The organism is Flavobacterium sp. ACN2 (assembly GCF_002303885.1).
Taxonomy (GTDB): domain Bacteria; phylum Bacteroidota; class Bacteroidia; order Flavobacteriales; family Flavobacteriaceae; genus Flavobacterium.
In genome coordinates this window covers 96,744-109,855 of the sequence record NZ_MRCM01000013.1, presented here as the reverse complement: position 1 = coordinate 109,855, position 13,112 = coordinate 96,744, and the positions used below count along the sequence as shown (strand labels likewise).

At 33.4% G+C, this 13,112-nt stretch carries 12 protein-coding genes; 4 read left to right on the top strand and 8 right to left on the bottom strand.

Translation table 11 applies throughout. From position 1 onward, the window contains the following. Window positions 1–100 precede the first annotated feature (100 nt). Window positions 101–979 (bottom strand): hypothetical protein, encoded by an 879-nt coding sequence (locus BSF41_RS16065; protein WP_095930515.1) that lies wholly within the window; start codon window positions 977–979, stop codon window positions 101–103. A gap of 98 nt (window positions 980–1,077) precedes the next feature. Here BSF41_RS16065 and BSF41_RS16060 point away from each other — a divergent pair, with 98 nt between their 5' ends. Continuing rightward, window positions 1,078–2,115, top strand: a complete 1,038-nt coding sequence (locus tag BSF41_RS16060; RefSeq protein ID WP_095930514.1) for a formimidoylglutamase — start codon at window positions 1,078–1,080, stop codon at window positions 2,113–2,115. 136 nt (window positions 2,116–2,251) lie between these two features. After that, window positions 2,252–3,499: a DEAD/DEAH box helicase gene (locus BSF41_RS16055; RefSeq protein WP_095930561.1), complete on the top strand. Its 1,248-nt coding sequence runs from the start codon at window positions 2,252–2,254 to the stop codon at window positions 3,497–3,499. On the opposite strand, the gene BSF41_RS16050 is transcribed toward BSF41_RS16055, so the two are convergent. From BSF41_RS16050 to aroC, 3 genes are all read right to left on the bottom strand, one after another. Further along, entirely contained in the window at window positions 3,496–5,661 is a 2,166-nt protein-coding gene (locus BSF41_RS16050; RefSeq protein WP_250836729.1) for a response regulator, read from the bottom strand. The two genes, BSF41_RS16055 and BSF41_RS16050, sit on opposite strands and share 4 nt — an antisense overlap. Window positions 5,662–5,805: 144 nt before the next feature. Further along, entirely contained in the window at window positions 5,806–7,068 is a 1,263-nt protein-coding gene (locus tag BSF41_RS16045) for a dicarboxylate/amino acid:cation symporter (RefSeq protein ID WP_095930512.1), read from the bottom strand. 53 nt (window positions 7,069–7,121) lie between these two features. After that, a complete protein-coding gene (gene aroC, locus BSF41_RS16040) occupies window positions 7,122–8,180 on the bottom strand; it encodes a chorismate synthase (RefSeq protein ID WP_095930511.1) in 1,059 nt (352 codons plus the stop codon). Between the two features lie 188 nt (window positions 8,181–8,368). On the opposite strand from aroC, the gene BSF41_RS16035 reads away from it, so the two are divergent. Together BSF41_RS16035 and BSF41_RS16030 are read left to right on the top strand one after the other, a co-directional pair. Further along, entirely contained in the window at window positions 8,369–9,190 is an 822-nt protein-coding gene (locus BSF41_RS16035; protein ID WP_095930510.1) for a UDP-2,3-diacylglucosamine diphosphatase, read from the top strand. Between the two features lie 139 nt (window positions 9,191–9,329). After that, window positions 9,330–9,827, top strand: coding sequence for a hypothetical protein (locus tag BSF41_RS16030; protein WP_095930509.1), 498 nt, complete (start codon window positions 9,330–9,332; stop codon window positions 9,825–9,827). A 185-nt stretch (window positions 9,828–10,012) separates the two neighbouring features. Here the strand turns inward: BSF41_RS16030 and BSF41_RS16025 are convergent, their stop codons facing one another. The 4 genes from BSF41_RS16025 to BSF41_RS16010 form a co-directional block, all read right to left on the bottom strand. Beyond that, a complete protein-coding gene (locus BSF41_RS16025; RefSeq protein ID WP_095930508.1) occupies window positions 10,013–10,438 on the bottom strand; it encodes a protease complex subunit PrcB family protein in 426 nt (141 codons plus the stop codon). Window positions 10,439–10,452: 14 nt separating this feature from the next. After that, complete coding sequence (bshA, locus tag BSF41_RS16020; RefSeq protein ID WP_095930507.1) at window positions 10,453–11,598, bottom strand: N-acetyl-alpha-D-glucosaminyl L-malate synthase BshA; 1,146 nt, start codon at window positions 11,596–11,598, stop codon at window positions 10,453–10,455. Window positions 11,599–11,836: 238 nt separating this feature from the next. Beyond that, on the bottom strand, window positions 11,837–12,484 hold the full coding sequence (locus BSF41_RS16015) for a hypothetical protein (RefSeq protein WP_095930506.1): 648 nt from the start codon (window positions 12,482–12,484) through the stop codon (window positions 11,837–11,839). Between the two features lie 123 nt (window positions 12,485–12,607). Beyond that, the gene (locus BSF41_RS16010; protein ID WP_057116491.1) at window positions 12,608–13,090 is read right to left on the bottom strand and encodes a hypothetical protein; all 483 of its coding nucleotides are present in this window, start codon (window positions 13,088–13,090) and stop codon (window positions 12,608–12,610) included. Between the last annotated feature and the right edge of the window lie 22 nt (window positions 13,091–13,112).

Here is a 13,112-nt window from a genome sequence, read left to right as displayed (position 1 = left end):
ATTAAATTGAAAAAATCACCACACATTATCCCATAAAAAAAGGCCTGTGAAAAATCACAGACCTTTAATATCTTAAGTGGTATTGTATCCCTAAGGCTCCTTATCTTAAACTAAAACTAGTTTTAGAAACTAACTCATCATTATCAAAAACATTAATAAAATAAGTTCCTTTAGCAAAATCTTTTCCTGGAAGATCTTCACTAACTTGTACAGTTTTATTTTCGTATTTCACTGTAGTTTTAAAGCTATAAGTTAATGTGTTTTCTCCAAAACTTTCAGTTTTCTTTTCGCCTAAAACATTGTTTTTAGCATCGATAACTTGAACATAATACGTTTTGTCTCCAGATTTTGCAATTTGATTTTCAGCAATTGTAAAACTAACTTTCAAAACATCAGCACGACTTGCTTTATCAGTTTCGATTTGTTTTCCAGAGCTTTTCAATTTGTAAGCTGAAGTTTTAGTATTTAAAACAGATAATTTAGATCCTTTTTCTACAGTTTTAGCTAACTCTTCGTTTTGACCAACTAATACTTCATTATACTTTTTAGACTCTCCTAAAACTACAATTGTACTATCTCTTTGAGTTGTTAAAACACCATTTTGTTTTTTCAACTCATCGTTTTCAGCAACTAAAGTTTTCATTTTACTCTGCATTGCTTGAACTTGAGATCTGTATTTAGAAACATCTCCTTTAGACTTGTTCAAATCATCCATCAAAGCCACAACTTTGTCTCTTTCTTGGATTAATTCGTCAGACATAGAAGTGTTTTCAGCAATTGCAGCATCATAAGTCGCTTTTAACTCCTGTAAATCTTTCATTACAGATTCTTTCTCAGTCAAGGTTGTTGTAAGTTCAGTCTTAACCACCTCTGTATCAGAAGATAATTTAAAAATATACACTAAGCTACCGATCAGTAGGACTGCTAAAACTGCGATTACCGCCTTTAGACTTGAATTGTTGTTCTTTGGGTTTTCCATATTTAAATAATTTTCTTTAATAACAAATTTAAGAATTAATATAAGGTAATAACGTAAGTTTCTACAATTATATTATTTTTGGAAAATAAATTTTTTTCATGGAAAAATTAATCCCATTCACTATAAATGATTTAGCTAAAATCACAAATCACAGAAGTGGTGAAATAAAGTTCGGAGAAAAAATGATTGTCATTCCGCCAGGAATTGATAAGATTAATTTTATTAAAGAAAGTGAAGCTAAATATGTGCTTCTAGGAATTCCCGAAGATATTGGTGTTCGCGCCAATTACGGAAGGCCTGGAGCCGCTTCTGCATGGCAATCTGCTATAAAAAGCATTGCAAATATTCAGCACAATCGTTTTTGCAAAGGAAGTAACATTATTATTTTAGGACATATTAATGTTACTGACGAAATGCGTCAGGTAGAAAACTTAGATTTTAACGACATTGACGATCGTTCAAAATTAAGTCAGCTGGTTGAAAAAATCGACAAAGAAGTCTCTCACATCATCTTTACTATAATCAAGGCTGGAAAAACGCCAATTATTATTGGCGGAGGCCACAATAATGCCTACGGAAATATTAAAGGTGCCGCTCTTGCGAAAGGAAAACCAATAAATGCAATCAATTTTGATGCGCATTCTGATTTTAGAATTTTAGAAGGCCGCCATAGCGGAAATGGATTTTCATATGCTTACGAAGAAGGTTTTTTAAAGAAATACTTCATTTTTGGCCTTCACGAAAATTATACTTCAAAAAGTGTTTTAGATATTATAAAAAAATTGGAAGACCGCGTTCGATACAATACTTACGACAGTGTCAACATTAGAAAAGAAAAAGATTTTAATCGCGAAATGATTACCGCTTTGGATTTTATTAAAAGTGATGCTTTCGGAATTGAAATTGATCTTGATGCAATTCCAAACATTGCCAGTAGCGCCATGACTATCAGCGGTTTCTCTGTTGAAGAACTAAGACAATTTGTTTCTTTCTTTGGCGAACATAAACATGCTGCATATCTGCATATCTGCGAAGGAGCGCCAGATTTAGATAATTCTCCAAACAATAATTTAATCGGCAAATTGATTGGTTATTTAATTACCGATTTTATCAAAGCAAACATCGAACCGGCTTGATTTTAAATGCCCTATTGGGCTATGCCATAAGGCCTATTTGCCAAATAAAAGCAAATTCAAACAAACGATTGAACGAATAAACATATCTTTGCACAGCATTTTAGTTATTAAAACTGAAATACTAAATACCAAAGATATGTTATTCGAAGATCTATCACTTTCAAAAAGTATACAAAAAGCCGTATTTGAAGAAGGCTACTTAAATCCGACCCCAATTCAGGAAAAATCAATTCCGATTGTATTAGAAGGCCGTGATTTAATTGGCTGTGCACAGACAGGAACAGGAAAAACGGCAGCATTTGCTATTCCAATCATACATCAATTACACCGAATTGTCGGTTCATCAAAAAAAGCAAAAGTGATCCGTGCACTTGTGGTTACGCCTACTCGCGAACTAGCAGTGCAGATCGGTCAAAGTTTTGACACTTATGCAAAATATACCAACTTAACGCAGCTGACTATTTTTGGAGGAGTTTCTCAAAATCCGCAAGTAGATACTTTAAAAAACGGAGTTGATATTTTAGTTGCCACTCCAGGACGTTTATTAGACCTTCATAAACAAGGTTTTCTTGATTTAAATCATTTACACACTTTAGTGCTAGATGAAGCCGATCAAATGCTGGATATGGGTTTTATAAACGATGTCAAAAAAATCGTAAAACTGACTCCTAAAAACAGACAAACGTTACTTTTCTCTGCAACAATGCCAATTGCAATTCGCGAATTGGCAGAAATGTTTCTTCAAGATCCAGAAAAAGTTGAAGTTTCTCCAGTCTCTTCTACAGCAGAAAATGTAGAACAACGCATTTATTTTGTTGATAAAACAGAAAAAAGAAACTTGCTATACAATTTAATTAAAGAAGAAAATTTATCGAACGTACTTGTTTTCTCGAGAACAAAACATGGCGCAGATAATGTGGTAAAAGCGCTTCGCAAAAAAGATATTCCTGCAGAAGCCATTCACGGAGATAAATCGCAAAACGCAAGACAAAGAGTTCTAGATGCTTTCAAAAACAAAGAAGTTGGAGTTTTGGTTGCAACCGATATTGCTGCACGAGGAATTGACATCGAGCAATTGCCTTATGTAATCAATTTTGACTTACCAAATATTCCAGAAACGTACGTTCACCGAATTGGCCGTACAGGTCGTGCAGGAAATGGCGGAATCGCAATTTCTTTCTGCGGAAAAGATGAACTTCCATATTGGAAAGACATTCAAAAATTAATAAAAGTTGACGTAAAAACGATTGCTGATCATCCGTATCAATGGCATTCTGGAAGTCCAGAAGCCGGAGAAAAACCTAAAAGCTCAAACAGAAGTGGCGGAGCTCACAAATCGAGAAAGTCAACAAACGCTAAGAAAAACAAAAAACGCTGGTACTAAACAGCGTTTTTTTCTTTTATAAGGAAATTGATTATTTTAAATAATTTAACCGGTTCAAAAGGTTTAATAATAATATCATTCATCCCAGATGAAATCGCCTCATCTGTAATTTCATCTTTATCAAAAGCCGTCAAAGCGACAATAGGAGTTTCTATACCTTGAAGACGTATTCGTTTGGTGGTTTCAAATCCGTTCATTAAAGGCATATTAATATCCATTAAAATTAGATCGAACGTATCGTTTTCTAAGGCTTTAAGAGCTGCAAAACCATCATCGACTACTTTACAGGAATAATTATTTTTTTCGATAATCTTTTTGGTAACAAGCTGATTAATCAAATTGTCTTCAACAACTAGAATTTTATAAACTTCGCTCGAAGTCAAATCAACTTCAATCTCATCAATAATACTTTTCGTTTTGGCTAAATCATGCTCAAAAGCAATGGTAAACGAAAATGAAGTTCCTTTACCTAAATCGCTATCTAGAGTAATGGTGCTTCCAAAAAGCCCTAAAAGCCTTTTTACAATACTAAGCCCCAATCCTGTACCTTGATAATCTTCGTCTTTACGGCCAACTTGAACAAATTTTTCAAAAATCTTATTCTGATCTACAGCCGCAATTCCGATTCCGTTGTCTTTTATCAAGAAATCTAAATAATGGAGCTTTCCTTCTACTTTATTCAGTTTTACTATAATTTCAACTTGTCCGTCTTTGGTAAATTTCAAGGCATTGCTGACCAAATTCATTAAGATCTGAGCCAAGCGCAATTTATCTCCAATTAAATATTCTGGAATATGAGAATCAATATCAATAGAAATACTATTATTATTCTTCTGTGAAAGAAAAGAAAGCGAATTCTTAATTACCGTAATTTCATCAGAAATATTAAAAGTCAGATTCTCCAATACAATTTTGTTCTCTTCAATTTTGTTAATCTGCAAAATATCATTTACGAGAGACAATAGATATCTCGCAGAAAATTTTAAGGAACTTAAATGCTGGCTTCTCGAAATTTCTTTATGTTCTTCGAGCAGCATATTGGTGATTCCTACAACTCCATAAAGCGGAGTGCGCAATTCGTGGCTTATGGTCGATATAAATTGCGTTTTGAGTAAAGAGGCTTCTTCTGCAATTTCTTTCGCTTTAAGAAGCTCTAAATTATGTTTTTTCTTGTATCTGATATTCTTTATCAGTGTGACGATTAAAATTAAAAGAATCAGCGAAATCAAAATAAAAAGAATGACAATGATTTTTGATTTTCTTAAACTTTGAGATTGCTCTACTTTTTCCCCTTCAACTTTATCAATCTGCCTTCTATATTCATCCAATTCTAGACTTAAACCTGCTTGAGAAGCCTTTTTCAGTTTTTTAACATCATATAAATTATCAGAAAGATTATAATGATTAACAAGTGCTTCGTAAGCCTCTTTGTTCTTATCTATTTTATTTAGGAAATGGGCATATTCTAAATAAGCATGTGCCAAATCTGTTTTTTCTTGACATTTTTTTCCAGATTCAATAGCACTCAAAAAATAGGCATTTGCAGCCTTGTAATCATTTTTATGGCTAGCATAAATACCGTTCAGCATATCTACTATAACTTCTGTCGATCCGTCGTTATATTTTAATTTCGTGCTATTAACATATTTCAAAAAAAGATGCCCTTGATTGAAGTTTCCAATATCAAAATACGCCCAAGCAATATTGACATTGGTAAAATACACCTCTTTCAAATCATTAATTTTCAAAGCATAAGCAACTGCTTTTTTATAATTACGGATTCCTTCATCAAACTGTTTCTTTTCGAAACAATACATATTCCCTAAATTATTATAGAGAAGACATTTTATAGAATCGTTATCGGTTTTATTGGCATAATACAGCCCTTTTTTGTAGAAGAAAATCGCTTTATCAAACTCTGCCAATTCATTATAGTTGGCCGCGATAATATTATAGGAACGAGCAGTAAGACAGTAATCTTTTAGTACTGTTGCCGCATTTAAGGCTGCTCTAGAATAGATAAGTGATTTTTCGAAATTAGATTCTCTAAAATTTAAAAGTGCTTTCTTAACAGTCTTATCAATTTTAGGATCCAGATTACAATTAGATTGCGCGATTGCCGAATTGGCAAAGCAATTCAGAATCAAGAGTAAAAGTAACAAAATCCGTTTTTGGGGCATCAATCGGCTAGTTTGATCAAATATACACTTTAAAATAAAAAAAAGCTGTATTTCATAAAAAAATACAGCTTTTCAAAAATTATTTTCAACAACTAAGATAAAAAAATTAAAATCTCAGCCTTTTTACTATTCTTTATTGTTTTCCCATTGTCCAACAACAGAAGTCGCTAATGCATTTCCTAATACATTTGTTGCACTTCTAAACATGTCGCAGAAATGGTCAATTGGAAGGATTAATGCAATTCCTTCAATCGGAATATCAAACATACCACACGTCGCCGCAACGACAACCAAACTGGCACGTGGCACACCTGCAATACCTTTACTGGTAAGCATTAAAACTAAAAGCATTGCCATTTGCGTTCCTAAATCTAAATGCACATTATAGAATTGAGCAATAAAGATGCTCGCAAAAGTCATGTACATCATACTTCCGTCAAGATTAAAGGAATATCCAAGCGGCAACATGAAAGAAACGATTTTATCTTTTACTCCAAATCCTTCTAATTCTTCTGTTAATTTAGGAAATACGGCCTCACTACTTGTAGTTCCAAAAGCGATTGCTAGAGGCCCTGTAATACGTCTTAGCAATTCCGTCATTCTTCCTTTTAGGAAAATATATCCGATCACAATTAAAATTGCCCAAAGCGTACCGATACCAATTAAAAACGAACCGAAAAATTTGAAGTACGTAATAACCAATTCTTCTGCATCTCGAATAGCAAACACACCTGCAATGGCTCCAAAAACTCCAATTGGAGCAAACTTCATTACATAGTTTACCATCTTTAGAACAATGTGCGATAGTTTATCAAAAGCACTAATAATTGGTTTTACTGTTGGTCCTAGAGAAGCTGCTGCTAATCCGAAGAAAATAGAGAAAACTACAATCTGAAGAATTTCATTTGTAGCCATCGCTTCCACAATACTTTTTGGCACGATATGCTCAACAAAATTATCAAAAGACAGATTTTGTGTTTTACCTGTAACCTCAGAAGCTGCTGCCATATCAACGTGATCTAGTTTTAGACCAACACCTGGCTGCAAAATATTTACGTAAAACAATCCAATTAAAAGAGAAATAAATGAAGCTGTAAAAAACCACCCAATAGCTTTTCCTCCAATTCTTCCAACGGTTTTAATATCACCCAATTTCGCAATTCCTACTACCAAAGTCGTAAAAACCAATGGAGAAATAATCATTTGCACCAAACGAATAAAGATGGTTGCCAGCATTTTAATTTTACTGCTAAATGCCTGCGCTGATTCGGGCGAAATGGTGTTGTGCAATATAATTCCTAAAATGGCTCCAAGAACCATTGCAATTATAATTTGCCCTGTTAATCCCGAAAGAAATGATTGTTTTTTAGTTTCTGTAACTTCTTGCATTAATTTATTTTTTAATTATTAAAATAATAAGACCCTCACTGTCTTACCTTTTATTAATATGTTTTGTTGATTAAATAAAAATCGGCCAAAACAATTGCGGCCATCGCTTCTACGATTGGCACTGCGCGAGGCACTACACACGGATCATGACGTCCTTTTCCTGTCATTGGTGTAATGTTTCCTTTATTATCTAAAGAATCTTGAGTCTGCATAATAGTTGCAACTGGCTTAAAGGCAACTCTGAAATAAATATCCATTCCGTTGCTTATACCGCCCTGAATTCCACCTGATAAATTTGTTTTTGTAGTTCCATCAGGATTGTATAAATCGTTATGTTCGCTTCCTTTCATTTCAGATCCAGAAAAACCACTTCCGTACTCAAAACCTTTTACTGCATTAATAGAAAGCATTGCTTTTCCTAATTCTGCATGAAGTTTATCAAATACTGGTTCTCCTAAACCAACTGGAACATTTTGAATTACACAACTCACAACACCTCCAACAGTGTCTCCCTGTTTGCGGATCTCACGAATATATTCTTCCATAGTCGCTGCAGATTTCTCATCTGGACAACGCACTGGATTGCTTTCAATTTTAGAAAAATCTAATTCTTGGTATGGTGTTTCTAAGTGAATTGGACCAACAGAAGAAACATAAGCATTGATTTTAATTTCTGGCAACATTTGCTTTGCAATTGCACCTGCTACTACTCTACTTGCTGTTTCTCTTGCAGAACTTCTTCCACCACCACGATAATCGCGGAAACCATATTTCTGATCGTAAACATAATCAGCATGGCTTGGTCGGTAATTATCTTTTATATGAGAGTAATCGTCTGATTTCTGATTGGTGTTTGGAATAATGAAACCGATTGGAGTTCCTGTCGTTTTTCCTTCGAATATTCCTGATAGAAATTGAACTGCATCTGGTTCTTTTCTCTGCGTAACAATTGCCGACTGACCTGGCTTTCTACGAGCCATATCTACTTCAATTGCTTCAAAATCTAATTGTATTCCTGGAGGACATCCGTCAATAATTCCGCCTAAAGCTTCACCGTGAGATTCTCCAAATGTAGTTACTTTATATAGTGTGCCGAAGCTGTTTCCTGCCATTGTGTTTTGTTTTGAGCAAATGTAAGTTTTATGAATTAAATTAAAAAATTTAAAACTGGTATTATTAACGAAACATTAAATGGGATAAAAATCACAATTTGGTAAAATTACCCTCTTTTTGGTAACCTTTTAATAAAATTAAATTTCACAAATTTTCTTTCATTTGTAAAACTTCAAATCAAGAAAAATTGAAAAAAAGAAATGTCGAATTGGTCATTCTTTCTGATGTCCATTTAGGAACTTACGGAAGTCACGCTAAAGAACTAAACAACTATCTTTCAAGCATTAAACCCAAAACTTTAGTTTTAAACGGCGATATAATTGATGCTTGGCAGTTTCGTAAATCGTATTTTCCAAAAGCACATTTACGAGTGATTCAGCGCATTATAGGAATGGCTTCTAAAGGAACAAAAGTTTACTATATTACTGGAAATCACGATGAGATCCTTCGAAAATTCAGTGATATGAACATGGGAAATTTTGCTCTAGTTGATAAATTAGTTTTAGAATTAGACGACAAAAAAGCCTGGATTTTTCACGGAGACGTTTTTGACGCCTCGGTTCAGCATTCAAAATGGATTGCAAAATTAGGCGGATTAGGTTACGATTATCTAATCTTAATGAACCGTTTTGCCAATTGGTGTCTGGCTAAATTAGGACGCGAACCTTATTCTTTTTCTAAAAAAATAAAAGCGAGCGTTAAAAAAGCAGTAAAATTTATTTCTGATTTTGAAACCACAGCAACCGATCTAGCCATTGAAAAGAATTACGATTATGTTATCTGCGGACATATTCACGAACCTAAAATCGTAACCAAAGAAAACAAACACGGTTCTACTTTATACCTCAATTCTGGTGATTGGGTAGAAAACTTAACGGCTCTGGAATACCATAAAAAACGTTGGAAACTGTTCTCTTACAAGGCTAGCAACTTTGCTGAAGAGGAAAATCTTCTAGAAATGGAAGATCTTATCACTTCTCAGCTCATTTCTTCAATAATCCTTAAATAAAGACCTCAGAAGCAGTTTTTTAAGAATTTTAACGGTCGGAATTCCTAAAAATGAAAATTATATAACAATTTTCAAAAATATTATACGTTCTCTATTTGACTGATATAATACATTTGAAAAAAATTAATTAACCATTTTTATGAAAAAGATACTTTTATCTGCCCTTATGCTTCTTGGTTTAGCATTTACGGCTCAATCACAAGAAATTTCGAAACACGCTTTAGGATTACGTCTAGGAGACAACAACGGATTTGGAGGAGAAATATCATACCAATTAGGATTAAATCAAAAAAACAGACTTGAATTTGATTTAGGATGGAGAAACAGCAGTGATGTAGACGCCATAAAAGGAGTTGCCCTTTACCAATGGGTTTGGAACATCGACGGAGGTTTTAACTGGTACGCTGGTGTCGGTGGAGGACTAGCTGCTTGGGATCACGATTACTACAACAATAATTACAGATACAGCGATAGCGGAACTTATGTTTTTGCAGCTGGAGATATCGGTATAGAATATAGATTTAAAGAAGTACCACTTACTTTATCATTGGACGCAAGACCAGAAATTGGTTCAGGTTACTATGATGATGACAATTTTGGATTTGACGTTGGTTTAGGCGTTAAATTTAGATTCTAAATTAAAATTAAAAAATAATTGTAAGAAGAAACCTGTCGTTTAAAATCGACAGGTTTTTTTTATTTTTTTGTTTTAGATTCTATCGAAGGGCTTTAGTCTAAAAAATGGCTTAGACTCCGCTCAGCCAGACATTAACCTCTAACTCTTCACTAATAACTAATAACTATTTACTAGTCACTAACCACTTACTTAATAATAATTTCTTTCTTAGAATGAATTTTCACCACCGTATAAGGATATGAAATTACCTGCATCGTCATGGCATCTTTTGCTGGACTATTTTCTTTTACAGTGATAATGATATTTTTATCTGTCTCTTCTACCTTTTCAACATCAATAGAATAACCGCTTGTATTTTTTTCGCCCATATTTAGAATCACATAATTGTAATCCTGAATATCGGGATCCTTCATCTTATTTGCCAAAAGCGGATCGTTTTCAAGCATTTTGATTTCATTTGGCTCGGTCAAAATTTCAAAAAACTTAATATTTCCACCACCGTCCGATTGAGTTGTTAAAACTTCGTACAATGCCGCATTTGAACTTCCAGCCTTCTTCACTCCACACGAAATCAAAACAAAAATCGCTAAAACAGAAATTACTTTTTTCATCTTATTCTTTTAAATTAGTGCTTCTCCAATTTGTAATCATCAACTGCTTTCTGATATAAAGCTTCATATTTAGGCAAAATGTTTTTAATGTCAAATTTTCTAGCCACTTCTAGAGCATTTGCCTTAAACTGACTTAAAACCGCATCGTCTTTTAAAATCTTCAATGCATTTTGTGCCATTTCTTCAACGTTTCCGACATTGCTTAAGTATCCAGAAAAACCATCAAAATTTACTTCAGGCAAACCTCCAGAATTACTTGAAATTACTGGAACACCACATGCCATTGCTTCCAAAGCCGCCAAACCAAAACTTTCAGTTTCTGAAGGCAGTAAAAACAAATCGGTCATGCATAAGATTTTATCAATTTCATGGCTATTCCCAAAGAAAATCACTTTATCTAAAATCCCCAATTCCTGACATAAAATCTCTGCTTTTTCCTTTTCAGGTCCATCACCAACCATCATCAGTTTAGCTGGAATTTCTTTCTGAACGTTATAGAAAATCTTAATAATATCTGGAATACGTTTTACTTTTCTAAAGTTACTAATGTGAGTAATAATACGCTCATTCTCATTCGCCATTACATAACGGTGACAAGGCGCATTTGGATCTTTTTTGACTTTGTCCAATTCAATAAAATTTGGAATCACCTTAATTTTATTTTTGATTTTGAACAATTTCAACGTATCATCTTTCAAACTCTGCGAAACCGAAGTCACATAATCTGATTTATTAATACTAAAAGTCACCGCAGGCTTATAAAAAGGATGATTTCCAACAAGCGTAATATCGGTACCGTGAAGTGTTGTAATCATGGGTAGATTAATCCCTTCGTTCTTAAGCATTTGTTTTGCCATATAACCTGCATAAGCATGCGGAATGGCATAATGCACGTGCAGAAGCTCAATTTTGTACAATTTCACCATATCAACCAATTTACTAGACAACGCTAATTCGTATGGCTGATAATGAAACAAAGGATATTCCGGAACGTTTACTTCGTGATAATGAACATTCGGATTCAAAAGTGCCAATCTCACTGGCTGGCTATATGTAATAAAATGTATTTCGTGTCCTCTTCTGGCCAATTCGAGACCTAACTCAGTAGCTACTACACCACTACCTCCAAAAGTAGGATAACAGACAATTGCTATTTTCATGTATAAAATTTAATTCTACGAAAATACTCAAAAATAGCGTTTAATTAACCGTTTAAATTGTTAGATTTTTGACAAAATTAGATTAACTCTGGTTGATAAATATTTTTAGGAGCAGCACAATATTGGTTAAAAGAACCACACTCCCGCTGTCCGTTATATCTTTTATGCCGAACACCGGCATAAAAGGATATCACTCCCATCGGGGCTAGATTAGACCTTTTGTTTTCAAAACACCGTTTTAAAACTGCGCAGCAACAAACAAAACGATTTGAATTAATAATAACAGCCAAAAAAACAATAATGAAGGTTCAACAGCTTCAGAAATAAATTGATTTAATTTTACCGAAACTACTTCAGATAGTTTTAAATCTTTGTTGCTAAAATCAACATCATCCAGATTTATCTTTTGAAATAAATAATTAATCACTTTCTTTTTGATTTTAGAACTTTCTTTGTCATTTCTGTTTGCTTCTAAAAGTTGCATTTTCAACAACGCTTTATTAGAAACCGCACTCGACCAATTGTTTGAAGCTGTTAATTTATCAACCAGAAAGACGACTTTAGAATCAATATAACTGGCAAATACTTTATTTTTCCAAGTCAGATAAATCATCTGCTGAATAGCTGCTTTATTTGCAATCAAAAAATACAAAATAGCAAAAACTGGAGCTCCAGCAAGTAAAATAAATCCGTAAATATTATTTAAAAATAATCCCGACAAAAAAGCGTAAGCATTTCCATGTGCGCCGCCAGCAAAATCAGCATTTTGAAAAAGAATGATTAAAAAAAGGATCAACGTAAACAAATTTCCGATTATCATTATAACCAACCATTTCAAACTTGATTTAGCCGAAATACCTGCAACAACCTTAATTTCTTCCTTCATAAAATTTAAATTATATTTTTAGAATTTACACAAACAATAATAATGAATTAACATTTATAATCCTATAAAAAAGAAAGGCGTAAAATATAAATTTTACGCCTTTTCTATTATCAATATTTTCTCTTAGAAAAATCTGCTGTGCCAGCTATCGGCTGCAGGAACTTCCCAAGACTCATTAAATTCTTCGATATTGTTTACCAAGTTATTGAAAACAATTGTATTCTCAGAAACTGATTTATCTTTTACCATTTTCTTGAAATCAATTAATGGTTTATGTGCAATATGTTCTCCAAGTTTAAAAGTAACATTCATTTTATCCAATAAATCAACGTTGTACTTTTTCTCTAAACTTTGAATAAATTCAACAGAACTATCAATAGAACAACCTGTAGCAGCCTGTACATCTTGATTTACTGCTAATATTATAAATCGGTTGTATTTTAATAAAAACGAAGCTTCTAGACTTGTGCCGTGTGCAGCCCATTGTTCTACAAAAGCTTTTAAATCTGTTTCGATTTCAGAAAACTCTTCCTCAGAAAATTTTCTGTTCGACTGGTAAATCCAAACTCTAGATTCACCTGGTAAATTTTCAAAAGGTATATACATTTTTAATTTTAGATTTTAGATT